Annotated in this window: 13 protein-coding genes and 1 pseudogene; 6 read left to right on the top strand and 8 right to left on the bottom strand. The window is 66.0% G+C overall.

All coding sequences use genetic code 11. The features are described 5' to 3' along the window. Positions 1-45 precede the first annotated feature (45 nt). Complete coding sequence (locus tag ACP99_RS02180) at positions 46-891, top strand: formate/nitrite transporter family protein (RefSeq protein ID WP_049985025.1); 846 nt, start codon at positions 46-48, stop codon at positions 889-891. Between the two features lie 125 nt (positions 892-1,016). Here the strand turns inward: ACP99_RS02180 and ACP99_RS02175 are convergent, their stop codons facing one another. After that, positions 1,017-2,207 (bottom strand): ABC transporter substrate-binding protein, encoded by a 1,191-nt coding sequence (locus ACP99_RS02175; RefSeq protein WP_049985024.1) that lies wholly within the window; start codon positions 2,205-2,207, stop codon positions 1,017-1,019. A 215-nt stretch (positions 2,208-2,422) separates the two neighbouring features. Between ACP99_RS02175 and ACP99_RS02170 the strand changes: the two genes are divergently transcribed. After that, on the top strand, positions 2,423-3,676 hold the full coding sequence (locus ACP99_RS02170; RefSeq protein ID WP_049985023.1) for a tRNA (N(6)-L-threonylcarbamoyladenosine(37)-C(2))-methylthiotransferase: 1,254 nt from the start codon (positions 2,423-2,425) through the stop codon (positions 3,674-3,676). Between the two features lie 27 nt (positions 3,677-3,703). Here the strand turns inward: ACP99_RS02170 and ACP99_RS02165 are convergent. From ACP99_RS02165 to ACP99_RS02145, 5 genes and pseudogenes are all read right to left on the bottom strand, one after another. Beyond that, positions 3,704-4,722 (bottom strand): annotated as a pseudogene (locus tag ACP99_RS02165) (cation diffusion facilitator family transporter). A gap of 461 nt (positions 4,723-5,183) precedes the next feature. Continuing rightward, positions 5,184-5,774 carry an HIT family protein gene (locus ACP99_RS02160; RefSeq protein ID WP_049985022.1) on the bottom strand — a complete coding sequence of 197 codons (591 nt, stop codon included), beginning with the start codon at positions 5,772-5,774 and terminating at the stop codon, positions 5,184-5,186. Positions 5,775-5,785: 11 nt separating this feature from the next. Then, positions 5,786-6,676, bottom strand: a complete 891-nt coding sequence (gene map / locus ACP99_RS02155) for a type II methionyl aminopeptidase (protein ID WP_049985021.1) — start codon at positions 6,674-6,676, stop codon at positions 5,786-5,788. A gap of 66 nt (positions 6,677-6,742) precedes the next feature. Beyond that, positions 6,743-7,390, bottom strand: coding sequence for an alpha/beta hydrolase (locus ACP99_RS02150; protein WP_049985020.1), 648 nt, complete (start codon positions 7,388-7,390; stop codon positions 6,743-6,745). Further along, on the bottom strand, positions 7,387-8,388 hold the full coding sequence (locus tag ACP99_RS02145; RefSeq protein ID WP_049985183.1) for a ring-cleaving dioxygenase: 1,002 nt from the start codon (positions 8,386-8,388) through the stop codon (positions 7,387-7,389). Before ACP99_RS02145 ends, ACP99_RS02150 begins: the two co-directional genes overlap by 4 nt. Positions 8,389-8,436: 48 nt before the next feature. Here ACP99_RS02145 and ACP99_RS02140 point away from each other — a divergent pair, with 48 nt between their 5' ends. Next, a complete protein-coding gene (locus ACP99_RS02140) occupies positions 8,437-8,892 on the top strand; it encodes a winged helix-turn-helix transcriptional regulator (protein ID WP_049985019.1) in 456 nt (151 codons plus the stop codon). A gap of 12 nt (positions 8,893-8,904) precedes the next feature. Here the strand turns inward: ACP99_RS02140 and ACP99_RS02135 are convergent, their stop codons facing one another. After that, complete coding sequence (locus ACP99_RS02135; RefSeq protein ID WP_049985018.1) at positions 8,905-9,561, bottom strand: DsbA family protein; 657 nt, start codon at positions 9,559-9,561, stop codon at positions 8,905-8,907. 140 nt (positions 9,562-9,701) lie between these two features. Between ACP99_RS02135 and ACP99_RS02130 the strand changes: the two genes are divergently transcribed. The 3 genes from ACP99_RS02130 to ACP99_RS02120 all read left to right on the top strand — a co-directional run bounded on the left by ACP99_RS02130 (position 9,702) and on the right by ACP99_RS02120 (position 12,477). Then, entirely contained in the window at positions 9,702-10,562 is an 861-nt protein-coding gene (locus ACP99_RS02130; RefSeq protein WP_049985017.1) for a hypothetical protein, read from the top strand. Between the two features lie 175 nt (positions 10,563-10,737). After that, complete coding sequence (gene icd / locus ACP99_RS02125) at positions 10,738-12,000, top strand: isocitrate dehydrogenase (NADP(+)) (protein WP_049985016.1); 1,263 nt, start codon at positions 10,738-10,740, stop codon at positions 11,998-12,000. A 162-nt stretch (positions 12,001-12,162) separates the two neighbouring features. Beyond that, positions 12,163-12,477 carry a thiamine-binding protein gene (locus ACP99_RS02120; RefSeq protein WP_049985015.1) on the top strand — a complete coding sequence of 105 codons (315 nt, stop codon included), beginning with the start codon at positions 12,163-12,165 and terminating at the stop codon, positions 12,475-12,477. 11 nt (positions 12,478-12,488) lie between these two features. On the opposite strand, the gene ACP99_RS02115 is transcribed toward ACP99_RS02120, so the two are convergent. Beyond that, a complete protein-coding gene (locus ACP99_RS02115) occupies positions 12,489-13,595 on the bottom strand; it encodes a thiamine ABC transporter substrate-binding protein (RefSeq protein WP_049985014.1) in 1,107 nt (368 codons plus the stop codon). Positions 13,596-13,681 lie beyond the last annotated feature (86 nt).

Here is a 13,681-nt window from a genome sequence, read left to right as displayed (position 1 = left end):
GTGAACGGTTTACTATGCCCGCCGTTGTAGCACTATCTCCAGTGTATGACTTCGAGACCTGATACAGAGCCCTCTGGTGCCTCACTCTCGTATCGAAACATCTTGGAGCGCGAGATGGAAAACGCGCTCAAGGAGATCAACCGCCCCCCGGCAGGCGTGTTTCTCTCCGGACTCTCTGCGGGACTCAATCTGAGCTTCGGCGCGCTACTAATGGGGATGGCCCTGACGTTCTCCGGCGGCTTCGAGTCGATACTCGTTCAACAGCTCACTCTCGGGGGCGTCTCCTCGATCGCGTTCCTGTTCGTCGTCATCGGTCAGACGGAACTGTTCACCGCCCATTCGACGATGGCGATTCTGCCGGTACTCGACGGCCGAGCCTCGCTGAGAGGGCTCGGTCGTGTGTGGGGCGTAACGTACACGTCGAACCTCGTGGGGTGCGCGCTATTCGCTGGCTTGATCACCTCTCTCGGGCCAGCACTCGGAATTCTCGATGCGGACGCGTTCGGAACGTTGGCCTCCGCGCTGCTCCCGCACCCGTGGTGGGTGATCTTCCTGAGTGGCGTGATCGCCGGCTGGCTGATGGGGCTAGTCACGTGGCTCTCCGCGGCCAGCCGAGACACTGTCAGCCGTATTCTCTTCGTGCTGATCGTCACGGCCGTAATCGGGTTCGGACCATTCCATCACAGCATCCTCGGGACGACGGAGGTCCTCTCGGCGATGTTTCTGGGACAAGGTGTCGCTCTCGGGGAGTTTGGTCACTTTCTTCTCTGGACCACGACCGGCAACATCGTCGGTGGGGGAGTCTTCGTCGGGTTGCTCAACTACGGCCACGTTGCGTTGGCAGGGGAGAAACAGGACGTCGACTTCGAGGCCGAAGATCAAAACGGCTGATCCGCAGCGAATGGAAATACCGTCGTTCGCGTCCATCGGGAACGCGACGCTCCGATCAAACCGTCGTAAACCGTGCCTGTATCGTCCGACTCGCCTGTCGCGTGAGCGAGATACTGTAGTAGTCCTCAAACACCTCCGGCGACGATATCTGCGACCTGCTGGCGGTCGAACAGCTCAGCATCGCCGGTCACCGGACCGAACACGTCGGGATAGAGCTGCTTCGCCGCCCGTTCGGTCAGGAACAGGTTGTGAATCGGTCCCTGATTAAGGTAGCCACCGCGGTAGACGCGCCCGTCGTTCACGGCGGTCAGTTCGCCGCCGACCGGGTGGTCCCGCATATACGCGAGCACCGTCTCGCGGAACTCGGCCGCGGACTTCCGCTCGTGTCCGCGAACGAGAATCACGTCCGGATCGACTTCCAGCAGGTTCTCGTAGTCGAGTTCGCCACGGTTCGTGGTACTGAGGTTCTCGATGTCCGTCCCCGCCAGTGCGTCGGTGACGCCGAGGTCGCGCCACTGCTTCTTGCTCGTGCCCTTGTCGTTGAGTCGGTACGGTGAGAACGTCTCTGGTTCGGTGGTTCCCTCGTAGGTGAGGAACACGTTCGGTCGCTCATCGGCCGGTGGGAGTTGTCGCTGGATTTCTGCGATGAAATCGTCGTGGAGTCGCTTGAACGCCTCGTAGCGCTCCCGCTCTTGGAACACCTCCGATACTTTCTCGAAGGCCTCATAGAGGGTGTAGTATCGGTAGTCGTGCCATCCATCGGATCGGCGGAAGATCAGGTTGCCCACGAACGGGGCGACGTTGTCGGTGATCGCCTCCACGTCGGATCGGTCCCAATCGAACCAGTTGATGAGCATATTCGGGTCATACAGGTGGACGTCGTTGTCGAGTTCGTAGAACTGCTCTTTGGCTCGCACCTCGGGATTCGCCTCGATCCGCTCCCGGTCCACGCTCACTCCCGGCAGTTCATCGTAGACGTACGTGTAGTAGCGGTCGGCTCCGCCGATGCCCGTCATCCCGTCGGCCTTTCCGAGCGCGACGCCCATATCGGCGTAGCCGCCATCGTACGCGATCCACCGCTCTGGTACCGACTCGAAGGTCACGTCTCCGACTGGTTCCATCGAGACGGTGTAGGACTGGTCGCCCGTTTCCGGTTGATCGGTCTCCGCAGCGGGGGCGTCGGTTTCGGTCGACGCCGTATCCGTTCCCGAGCCACCGATACAGCCGGTGAGGAGCCCCCCACCGACGACTGCGCCGCCGTATTTCACGTACTCGCGCCGCGTCGGGGTCACGTTCCGTTTCAGGTTATCGCCCATAATTTTAGGCTAGCCTAAGAATACAAATGACTTCTCATTTTTAGGCGTACCTAATAGCTCGCACATGAGTACCTCTGCACCTCGAAGCGGAAGCGTCACGGACGGTTCTGGCGGGGGAGTTGCACCGTATCGGTCGCTCGCTCCCGTGTTGGCATTCGTACTCCCTCCGAACCGTCGCGCTTTTGCCCGCGGGTCGGATATGCTGTATCGACTGAATGGCCCGATACCACATCGAGACGTACGGTTGCACCTCCAACCGCGGCGAGAGCCGGCAGATCGAGAGCGCGCTCCGCGATGCCGGCCACTACCCCGTCGACGGTCCGGAGGCGGCCGACGTCGCCATCATGAACACCTGCACGGTGGTCGAGAAGACGGAGCGCAATATGCTCCGTCGGGCCAAAGAACTGGAGTCGGAGACGGCAGACCTCATCATCACGGGTTGTATGGCGCTCGCGCAGGGCGAGGAGTTCCGCGAGGAGGGCGTCGACGCGCAGATCCTCCACTGGGACGACGTCCCCGCGGCGGTCACGAACGGCGAGTGTCCGACGCCCGGTCCGGGGACCGAACCGGTCCTCGACGGCGTCGTCGGCATCCTCCCCATCGCTCGGGGCTGCCTGTCGAACTGCTCGTACTGCATCACGAAGTTCGCGACCGGCCGCGTCGACTCCCCGCCCGTCGAGGAGAACGTCGAGAAGGCACGCGCGCTCGTCCACGCGGGCGCGAAGGAACTCCGAATCACCGGACAGGACACCGGCGTCTACGGCTGGGACACCGGCGAGCGCGAGCTCCCGGAACTCCTCGATCGGATCTGTTCGGAGATCGACGGCGACTTCCGCGTCCGCGTGGGGATGGCGAACCCCGGCGGGATCCACGGGATTCGCGAGGAACTCGCCGACGTCTTCGACCGCCACGACGAACTGTACAACTTCATTCACCTGCCGGTCCAGTCGGGATCCGACACGGTGCTTGAAGACATGCGGCGACAGCACCGCGTCGAGCAGTTCGTCGAGATCGTCGAGACGTTCGACGAGAAGTTGGACTACTGGACGCTCTCGACGGACTTCATCGTCGGCTTCCCGACGGAGACAGAGGCGGACCACGCCCAGAGCATGGCGCTGTTCCGCGAGGTGCGCCCCGAGAAGGTGAACGTCACCCGCTTCTCGAAGCGGCCCGGCACCGACGCCGCCGAGATGAAGGGTCTCGGCGGGACGGTCAAGAAGGAGCGCTCGAAGGCGATGTCGGAACTGAAGCGCGAGGTCGTCGCCGAGGCCTACGAGTCGATGATCGGCGAGACGCGTCGGGTGATGGCGGTCCGCGAAGGGACCGGCGACTCGATGAAGTGCCGCGACGAGGCCTATCGACAGGTCATCGTGCGGAACGCGGACGAGCGTGGTATCGAACCCGGGGACGTCTTCGACGTCGAGATCACGAGCCACCAGACGGTCTACGCGTTCGGCGAACCGGTCTGATCGCTTCGCTTCTCCGTCGCCGGCGCCTCAGCCCTCGTCGCCGTCGTCGCCACTCGCGCTGTCGTTGCCGCGGGGGCGTTCACCGCCCGGTCGCCGGCCCCTCGAGCCCTCGCCGCGCTCCCGGGCGATGGCGGTCCCGATGAGGCGTTTGGCCTCGGCGTTCTCCTTCCACTCGCCGAGTTCCTTCGGGTCGACGTGGACGAACACGTCGTCGACCTCCGGCATCGACCGGATGGATTGAACCACGGCCGACTCGATGTCGTGGGCCTCGAACAGCGTCATATCGCCCTCGACTTCGATGTGGAGACTCACGTCGACCTCCGGCCCGACGTAGTGGGCGACGACGTCGTGCGCGCCGCGGACCTCCGGGTGTTCGAGCGCACGTTCGAGGATCTCGCGGCGGAGTTCCTCCGGCGGGGCCGCCCCGAGAGGTAGTTCACGTTGTCGCGGACGATCTCGTATCCGGTGTAGAAGATGCCGAGCGAGACGACGCCCGCGGCGATGGGGTCGAGTACCGGTGCGCCGGCCGACGCCCCGACGACGCCGACGAGCGCCGCGCCCGCGGTGAGGATGTCGTTTCGGTTGTCGAGCGCGGCCGCGACGACGGCGGGCGAGTGCCGCTCCTCGCCGACGCGGAGGCAGTAGCGATACAGCCCGTACTTCGCGCCCGCGGTTCCGAGCAGCACGGCGACGCCGGCGGCTCCGGCTTCGACGCCGTAGGTGCCGTTCAGGACCGACGTCGTGGCGTTCCACAGCACCGCCGCTCCGGCGGCGAAGACGCCGAGGGCGACGAACAGGGAGACGAACGGCTCGATCCGCTCGTGGCCGTGCGGGTGCTCGAAGTCCGGCGGCTGGGTCGTCAGGTACAGGCCGGCGACGACGACGAGGCTGTAGACGCTGTCGGCGAGGCTGTTGACCGCTTCGGAGCCGATCGCGAGGCTGCCGGTGACGCCCCAGACGCCGCCCTTCGCGAGCGCGAGCGCGAGGTTGACCGCGAGGATCACGAGCCCCACGCGGCGGACGGTTCGTCTCCGGTCGTCGCTCATCGTCGAAGCGTACTCGCGGGGGCGCTAAGTCGCTTCGGTCGCTGTGCGAATCGTTCGTTGACGAACCTACCGCTCTTGACATAGAGGCTGGGAAGTCCTCGGAAGCCCCCGCGCTCTCGACTCGGTGCGCTCGCTGCGCTCCTCGCTCACTCCGTTCGCTGCGGTGCTTTCGTCGCGCGCCTTCGCCGAGAGCGCGGCCCCTTCCATTCCCACCCTGTCGCTTCGTCGGCAGCCATCGTTTGCCGAAAGTCGTCCGTTGTTGTAGAGCCGAGGCTGAGTAGTGGCGAACAGTCGGCACCCGCCGTCGACGACGTCCCCGTCCTATCGTCGCCGCTGTTGTGCCCGCGCCGACGTGCCGAACAACCGCGGAACGGTGCGGGGCTGTGCTTAGCTCACGGGCCGTCTGGCCGCGTGATCGTACATAAACACGCGGGTGAGTTAGAATCAGGAGCGAATCCGGCTCAGTCGTCGAGGTCGAGCCTGACGGCGCGCGTCGGCCCGTCGGAGTCGACATCGTCGCGCTCGTCGCCGGCTTGGCCGTCGCCAGTCGCCGCCGGCAGCGACGCGAACGCCTCGTGCAGGCGGTCGTAGGTGTCGTCGAGGGCTTCGACGATGACCTTCGTGTCGCCGATGACGGGCATGAAGTTCGTGTCGCCGCCCCACCGCGGCACGAGGTGGGTGTGGACGTGCGCGTCGATCGATCCGCCCGCGGCGCTGCCGCCGAGGTTCTCGCCGGCGTTGACGCCGTCGGGGTTCAGCGCCGCGTCGAGGGCGTCGATCGCGGCGACTTTCAGTTGGGCGTGATCGAGCAGTTCCTCGCTCGTGAGGTCGCCCCACTCGCCGGTGTGGCGGTAGGGGATGATCATCACGTGTCCCGGGTTGTACGGGTAGTTGTTCAGGATCACGAACGCGTGCTCGCTGCGGGCGACGATCCGGTTTTCGCGGTCCGCCTCGCGCTCGGGGAGGACGCAGAACGGACAGCCGTCGACGTTCTTCTCCTCGGGGTCGCGCTCGACCCACTCGATCCGCCACGGGGCGAAGACTTGGTCCATCGGTGGCTCGCTCACGCGGTCAGGATCTCACAGCCGTCCTCGGTGACGACGACGGTGTGCTCCGCCTGGCTGACCAGTTCGCCGTCGTCCTCCTTCAACACCGGATAGCCGTGGAGGACGCCCTGCTGTTTCAGCCGCGTGACGGCCATCTCCGCGCGCGGGCTGTCGAGCCAGCGGGTCGCGAACGGCAGTGTCCGGTACTCGTCTTTCACCTGTTCGAGCACCTTCCGCGCCGAGCGGTCCCGCACCGAGCGGTCGCGTTCGAGGCTGTAGATCTCCTCTTTCGACCCCTCGGTCACCTTCCCGCTACCGGTCGTCGCGAACGGCTCGATGGCGACGACGTCGCCGACTTCGAGTTCGACGCCGCGCTCGGTGCCGCGGTTGGGGATCGTCGGCCCGGTGTGGGCGTCCCACCGAGCGACGCCGTGCCCCGAGAGGTTCAGGACGGGCGTGTAGCCGTAGCCGCGGATGACGTCCTCGATCTCCGCGCCGACCGTCCCGCTCTGGACGCCCGGCCCGACCGCTTCGAGCGCGGCGTCGAGCGCCTCCTCGGCGGCCTCGACGAGTTCCGGGTTCCCGGAGAGGTCGACGGTCACCGCGGCGTCGGCGATGTAGCCGTCGACGTGGACGCCGCAGTCCAGACAGACCATCTCCTCGCCGAACTCGGTGTCGTCGTCGCGTCCGGGCGATGCGTGCGACGCTTCCTCGTCGACGCTGATGTTCGCGGGGAAGGCGCAGCCGTCGGCGAGTTCGCGGATTCGGGACTCGGCGAACTCGGCGACTTCCAACTGCGTGACGCCGGGTTCGACCTTCTCTGCGGCTTCATCCAGCACCTGCCGGAGCACCGATCCGGCCTCCCGGTACTTCTCCAGGGTCTCCTCGTCGAGTGGTCCGTCGCTCATACCGGTCCCAACGGATGAGCGACCCAAAGAGGTTCCGAAGGCGACCCTCGCGGAGATAGCGCCGGGCTACGCGTCGACCAGCGTCGCGAGCAACTCGTCGAGATACGCGATCTCCTCCTCGAAGATCCCGTGGCCCCGGCCGCTGTAGCGGTCGAAGCGCACGTCGGCGTTCAGCCGCTCGAAGACCTCGACGGTCTCCTCCGCGCGCGACACCGGAATGTGCGGGTCGTCGTCGCTGACGCCGAGGAAGAAGGGCATTCCGTCGACGTCCCCCGCGTGATCGAACTCGGTCCCCTCCTCGCCGATCAGCCCGCCCGAGAGGAGCACGAGCCCCCCGTAGCGCTTCGGGTCGCGCGCGACGAACTCGCTGACGAGACACGCCCCCTGAGAGAACCCGACGAGGAGGAGTTTCTCGGTCGGAAGCCCGCCCGAGCGCGCCTCCTCGACCGCGCGGCCGACGTGCGCGAGCGCCGAGTCGAGGTGTGGCTGGTTCCGCTCGATCGGCGCGACGAAGCGGTTCGGGTACCACGTACCGCGCTGGGCCTGCGGGGCGACGTAGTGGACGCCGTCGCGGCCGAACTCGGTCGCGAACTGGAGCATTCCGTCGGCGCGTGCGCCCCGGCCGTGGACGAGGACGACCGCCGCGTCGGCGTCTTCCGGCGACGCGCCCGCGGTCCTGATCGGCTGGTCGCCGTGGGGATCCGATCGGCTCATTCGCCAGTTCCCCCGTCGGCCGCGGTCGCCTTCGCGTCCGTCGAGTCGTCCACTGCACCGTCCAGCGACGGCAACGCCGACTCGATGCGCTCCCGGTCGTCCTCCAGCCACGAGGGGAGCCTGAGCTCCGAACCCAGTTCGTCGACCGACTCGTCGACGTCGAAGCCGGGGCCGTCGGTCGCGATCTCGAAGAGGATCCCGCCGGGTTCGCGGAAGTAGATCGAGCGGAAGTACTGGCGGTCCTTCTGCGGCGTCACGAACTGCCCGGCGTCGGAGAGGCGGTCGCGCCACGCCAGTTGCTCCTCCTCGTCGGCCGCGCGGAACGCGACGTGGTGGACCGTGCCGACGCCGGGGCGACCCCGCGGCGGTCCGCGGTGGAGGACGTCGACGACGGTCGCGTGGTCTCCGGCCGCCGCGTAGCGGACGCGCTCGGCTCCGTCGTCGGGTTCGGACTCGGAGCCGACCCGCTGGAAGCCGAGCACGTCGAGCACGTTCGCCGTGGCGTCGGGCTCGGCGGAGTGCAGCGTGACGCCGAAGAAACCGCGGATGCCGTACTCGGCGGGGACGGGGCCGCCGGTCCACGGCTCGATCGGGGAGTCGTCGCCGTCGGCCGCGACGAGTTCGAGCGGCTGTCCGTCCGGGTCCTCGAAGGGAAGCACGGCCGCGTCGAAGCGAGTCCGCCGCTCGTGGACGGTCGCCTCCGACTCGCCGAGTCGATCTTCCCAGTAGTCGAGGCTGCCCGCAGGGACGGCGAACGCGGTCGCGACCGCCTGTCCCCGACCGGGGCGGCCCGCTCGCGTCCCCTCGAAGGGGAAGAACGTGAGCGCGGTCCCCGGCGATCCCGTCTCGTCGCCGTAGTAGAGGTGGTACGTCGTCGTGTCGTCGAAGTTGACCGTCCGCTTGACGAGGCGAAGCCCGAGGACCTCGGTGTAGAAGCGGAGGTTCTCGCGTGGGTCGCCGGCGACGGCCGAAACGTGGTGAATCCCGGTTGTGCTCATCGATTGCATCAGGTATCTCTCTGATACCTACTAAAGAACCGAAACCATATGTACCTTCCCGGACCAAGACGACACCAGGTGACGTCCGTGTCCCCAAAATCCGACGACAAATACGACGAGGAGGCGTGCTCGGTGATCGACTCGCTCGAACAGATCGGCTCGCAGTGGCGGCTCATCGTCCTGCACGACCTCCAAGACGGGGAGAAACGCTTCAACGAGCTCAAGCGGTCGACGGACGCGAGCTCGCGGACGCTCTCGCGCGTCCTCGACGACCTCCAGGAACTGGGGTTCGTCAACCGGCGATTGGAGGAGGACGCCCCAGTGGCGACGTACTACTCGCTGACGCCGAAGGGGCGCTCGCTCTGCCCGGTGTTCGACGAGATCGAGTCGTGGGCCGACGAGTGGCTGCACGCGACGCCGACGGGCGAGGACCCGGCGGCGGTCGCCGCCGACGGCGGGTCGTCGGATTCGGATTCGTCCCGCGAGAGCGAGCCAGCGGAGTAGGTCCTCGGCGGTTCAGACGTTCTCGACGAGTCGTTCGAGCTGTTCGGGCGGCACGGCCCCGCGGGCGGCGTGACCCTCGTAGACGAACGTCGGAACGCCGGTGATTCCGCGCTGTTGGGCCGCGCGGAACTGGTCGCGGAGGGTCGCTCGCGCCTCGTCGTCGGTCAGCGCGTCGTGGACGATGTCGGCGTCGACACCCGCGTCGGCGGCGACGTCGACGAGGACCGCTTCCTCGCCGATGTCGCGCCCGTCGTGCCACAGCGCCGCGAAGACGCCCTCGTCGAACGCGAGCCACGTCTCGTAGTCGCACTCCTCTCGGACCGCCACCGAGACGAGCTGTGCGGGCAGGGAGTCGACGTCGGTGGCGAGTTCGACGTCCATCTCGTCGGCCCCGTACTTCTCTCGGAGCTTCCGCACGTTCTCTTTGGCCTGCTCGTAGTAGGCGTCGTCCTTCCCGTCGTCGGCGTCGTGATCGATCGTGCCGTCGGGGTTGCGTTTCCCCGAGCGGAGGTCGAAGGGTCGCCAGTCGATCTCGAGCGCCTCCTCGCGCTCGGCCTGATACGCCGAGAGGGACCGTCGCCCGAGATAGCAGAACGGACAGACGTAATCCGAGTAGACGGTCAGTCGATCGGCCTCTCGATCCCCGCGCTCGCTGGTGGCGTCGGTCATCAACTCCCCGAAAGGGTCGCGCACGTAAGAAGCCGTTCCGTCTGTGCGCGAACGCGGACGAACGGTAGCGTCGAACCCGCAGTCCGCGGCTTCCAGAAGCAGTACACCTACGGTCCCCGAGTGAGAAGCGACGGCCGGTGATGAAAGCGCAGGATTTCCTGGCCTCAGATTGGGATTACTGTCTGGTCCTCGATGCGTGCCGATACGACGTGTTCTGCGACGTCTACGAGGAGTATCTCGACGGGACCGTCGAGAAGCGCCGGAGCGTCGGCTCCTCGACGCCCGAGTGGGCCTATCGGACGTTCACCGGTCACCACGACATCGCGTACTTCTCCGGTAATCCCTTCATCAACGACCTCGGGATCCCGCTGAACGAGCTGAAGTGGGGAGCCAGCTGCGACTACGAGTGGACCGCCAACGAGCACATCGCCGACGTCGTCGACGTCTGGAAGCACGGGTGGGACGACGACCTCGGGACGGTGCCCCCCGAGAGCCTCGAAGCGTCGCTCGAGGAGCACCCCGAACTCGTCGAGCGCAACGAGCGGACAGTCCTCCACTATATGCAGCCGCACGCCCCCTATCTCTCTCGCGGCGCCGGCCAGAAACTCAAACAGATCCAGAAGGGCATCAGAAAACAGGAAGCGCGCGAGCAGGCGGCGACCGACGGCAGCGGCCCGATAGCCTCGCTCGGCGACAGCGTCCGCCCGCGGATCGAGAGCGCGCTCGAAGGCAGCGAACTCGCCCAGAAGGCGGGGCTGTGGCTCGAACTCGACCCCGTCGATCTGGTGCAGAACGGGACGCGCGAGACCGCCTTCGAACTCCACGAGGAGAACCTCCGCATCGCGCTCGAATCGATCGCGGAGCTGATCCCGAAACTCGACGGCACCGTCGTCGTCACCGCCGATCACGGGGAGGCCTTCGGGGAGGAGGGCGTCTGGGAGCACCACATCGAGACGCACATCCCGCCGCTGGTGGACGTCCCGTGGCTCGTCGTCGAATGACTCTCTCCGGTCGATAGCACCGTCGGTTCCCCTCGAAGTCTGTCGGTTTCGTCTCCCACCGCAGCCGTCCTTCGTTTCAGTAGCCGTTCTGTGACCGGTTTTCCGGGGAAATCGGACCCAGACCGGAGCGATAACGGCAGTAATTTACGCCCGGTGCGGAAAGAGCCGGATGTTTATGAGCTACGACCAGATCGAAGTCCCCGAATCCGGGGAGAAGATCACGCTCGCCGACGAGGAGACGGGAGAACTGAACGTCCCGGAGACGCCGATCATCCCGATCATTCACGGCGACGGGATCGGCACCGACGTCGGCCCGGCGGCCCAGAAGGTCCTCGACGCCGCCGCGGAGGCGACGGGTCGGTCCGTCTCGTGGATGCGCGTCTACGCCGGCGCGTCCGCCCGCGAGAAGTACGGCGAGAACCTGCCCGACGACACCGTGAACGCGATCCGCGAGCACCGCGTCGCGATCAAGGGCCCGCTGACGACGCCCGTCGGCGCGGGCTACCGCTCGCTGAACGTCGCGCTCCGCCAGAAGCTCGACCTCTACGCCAACGTCCGCCCGACCTACCACATCGACGGCGTCCCCTCGCCCGTCAAGAACCCCGAGGAGATGGACATGATCACCTTCCGGGAGAACACCGAGGACGTCTACGCGGGCATCGAGTGGGAGGCCGGCACCGACGAGGTCCAGAAGATGAAGGCCTTCGTCGAAGACGAGATGGGCGCGGACGACGTGATGCACGACGGTCCCATCGGCATCGGCGTCAAGCCCATCACGGAGTTCGGCACGAAGCGCCTCGTCCGCGAGGCCATCGACTACGCCCTCGAGAACGACCGCGACTCGGTCACGCTCGTCCACAAGGGCAACATCATGAAGTTCACCGAGGGTGCGTTCCGCGACTGGGGCTACGAGGTCGCCGAGGAGGAGTACGACGACTCGGTCATCACCGAGGACGAACTCTGGGAGGACTACGACGGCGAGGCCCCCGACGACGTGCTGGTCGTCAACGACCGCATCGCCGACAACATGCTCCAGCAGCTGCTCACCCGGACCAGCGAGTACGGCGTCATCGCGACGATGAACCTCAACGGGGACTATATGTCCGACGCCGCCGGCGCGCAGATCGGCGGCCTCGGCATCGCCCCGGGCGCGAACTTCGGTGAGGGCCTCTGTCTGGCCGAACCGGTCCACGGCTCCGCGCCGAAGTACGCCGGCGAGGACAAGGTCAACCCGACCGCGATGATCCTCTCGGGCCGCGAGATGTTCGAGTACATGGGCTGGAAGGACGCCGGACAGCTCATTCGCGACGCCGTCGAGAAGACCATCTCGGAGGGCAACGTCACCTACGACCTCCACCGACAGATCGAGGGCGGCACGAAGCTCGCGACGTCGGAGTTCGCCGACGCGGTCGTCGAGAACATCGAAGAGCTGTCGTAGACCGCTCTTCGAGCGCTCGGAAACGGATTTTTCAGAATTTCGGTACCTACGCCGGTCAACGTGACGTAGCTATGCCCGTCCCGTTTTCCGTCCGTTACCGTCGCTGGTGACACCGTATCCGGGATAGCCACACCTAACAATCACTAGGTGATATTACCCGGTATGACGGTCTTCGGAATGCTGCGAGTAACGCCCGTCACGGACGAGGACGTCACCGAAGAGATCGCGGCTGCCATCGACGCGTTGGAGGAGCACGACGTCTCGTACGAGACGAATCCGATGTCGACTGTCGTGGAGGCCGAGGACGTCGACGAACTCCTCGCGGCCGTCGGCGCAGCCCATCGGGCGGTTCCCGGCGACCGCGTGAGCACGTTGCTGCAGATCGACGACTACCGAACCGACGAGCTCGAGGCCTGTGAGAAGGTCTCGGCAGTCGAGTCGGCGCTCGGTCGAGAGGCGAGCGGCGAACGCGAGTAACCGGCTTTCGATCAGGACTCGGCGACCGTTCGCTCCCAGCCTCGCAGCCACTCGTCGAGGTTGCCCGCGAGCTCTTCGTAGGAGTACATCTGCGGATTCGGGGGTTCTTTCGCGTATTCCTCGAAGACAGACGGGACTGAGGCGTGATCCGTCACGGGGAACGACACGTTGAGCTCCGCGAGTTTGCCCTGCGCTTGCGGACTCAGCATAAAGTCGAGAAACGCCTCGGCGAGTCGGTTCTGATCGGACGGCGCGAACGTCCCCATCCCGCTCAGGTTCGTGTAGCCGTGGCCGCCCGGGAACGCGACCCGATGTTTCTCGAGGTTCTGATCGCTCCGCTCGGCGTACACCCGATCGTTCGAGTAGGACGTGACGACGTCGACTTCGTCCTCGGTGAACGACTGATAGACGCTTCCCCACGAATCCAGCACCGACACGTCGTTCGCGAGCAGATCTCGCCAGTAGTCGCGATACCCGTCGGGGCCGAACTCCTTGATCGTCCACAGCAGGAAGTACAGCCCTGTGTTGTCGGTCGTGGGGTTCTGGACCAACACGTTCCCCTCGTAGGTCTCCGTCGTCAGCTCTTGGAGCGTCGACGGCTCGGAGACGTCGGTCCCGTCGTAGACGAAACTGCAGTAGCCGGTGAACACCGGGAGGAGTCGGTTTCGCTCGTCGAACTGCCTCGACGTGACGTGCTCCCAGTTCGAGAGAGAGTCTAGATCCGGCCGCTCGAATAGCTCCCCGTCGGTCCGCTGGTCGACCCGCACCAGCTCCGGCACTTTCAGGCCAACGTAGGCGTCGGCCTCCAGCGCCGAGTCGGCGTTGAACCGCTGGATGTAGTAGTTGATCCCGCTCTCGGGCGTCGCCCACTCCAAGGTCGCGTCGGGGTACCGCCTCTCGAACTCCTCCTTGAGCCACGGTCCCGGACTGCTCGACGGCGCGTCAACGAACGAGCCGTAGGTGGCCACGGTGAGCGTTCCAGAGGGCTCGGTCGCCGTAGACGTCGCTGTCCCCGCCGACGTCGGTGACGACGTTTCCCCGGGGCTGTCCGATCCGGTGCAGCCGGCGAGACCGAGCGCGCCGCCGACGGCTGTCGCGAGATACGTTCTCCGGTCCATAATTTGGTGGTATTACTAAGTAATCATTCGTCGGAAAATAAAGGTTCTCGTTCGGACACCCGCAGGCGCATCTCGGGGGGCAGTCA

Origin of the sequence: Halobellus rufus (genome assembly GCF_000739575.1) — an archaeon.
Lineage (GTDB): Archaea > Halobacteriota > Halobacteria > Halobacteriales > Haloferacaceae > Haloquadratum > Haloquadratum rufum.
This window is presented reverse-complemented; position numbering and strand designations above follow the sequence as displayed.

Coding starts and splice junctions, on each gene's coding strand:
- ACP99_RS02180 (WP_049985025.1), top strand. CDS start 46: ATGACTTCGAGACCTGATACAGAGCCCTCTGGTGCCTCACTCTCGTAT.
- ACP99_RS02160 (WP_049985022.1), bottom strand. CDS start 5,774: ATGGACCAAGTCTTCGCCCCGTGGCGGATCGAGTGGGTCGAGCGCGAC.
- ACP99_RS02175 (WP_049985024.1), bottom strand. CDS start 2,207: ATGGGCGATAACCTGAAACGGAACGTGACCCCGACGCGGCGCGAGTAC.
- ACP99_RS02135 (WP_049985018.1), bottom strand. CDS start 9,561: ATGACCGACGCCACCAGCGAGCGCGGGGATCGAGAGGCCGATCGACTG.
- ACP99_RS02150 (WP_049985020.1), bottom strand. CDS start 7,390: ATGAGCCGATCGGATCCCCACGGCGACCAGCCGATCAGGACCGCGGGC.
- map (WP_049985021.1), bottom strand. CDS start 6,676: ATGAGCGACGGACCACTCGACGAGGAGACCCTGGAGAAGTACCGGGAG.
- ACP99_RS02140 (WP_049985019.1), top strand. CDS start 8,437: ATGTACCTTCCCGGACCAAGACGACACCAGGTGACGTCCGTGTCCCCA.
- ACP99_RS02130 (WP_049985017.1), top strand. CDS start 9,702: ATGAAAGCGCAGGATTTCCTGGCCTCAGATTGGGATTACTGTCTGGTC.
- ACP99_RS02170 (WP_049985023.1), top strand. CDS start 2,423: ATGGCCCGATACCACATCGAGACGTACGGTTGCACCTCCAACCGCGGC.
- ACP99_RS02145 (WP_049985183.1), bottom strand. CDS start 8,388: ATGAGCACAACCGGGATTCACCACGTTTCGGCCGTCGCCGGCGACCCA.
- ACP99_RS02115 (WP_049985014.1), bottom strand. CDS start 13,595: ATGGACCGGAGAACGTATCTCGCGACAGCCGTCGGCGGCGCGCTCGGT.
- icd (WP_049985016.1), top strand. CDS start 10,738: ATGAGCTACGACCAGATCGAAGTCCCCGAATCCGGGGAGAAGATCACG.
- ACP99_RS02120 (WP_049985015.1), top strand. CDS start 12,163: ATGACGGTCTTCGGAATGCTGCGAGTAACGCCCGTCACGGACGAGGAC.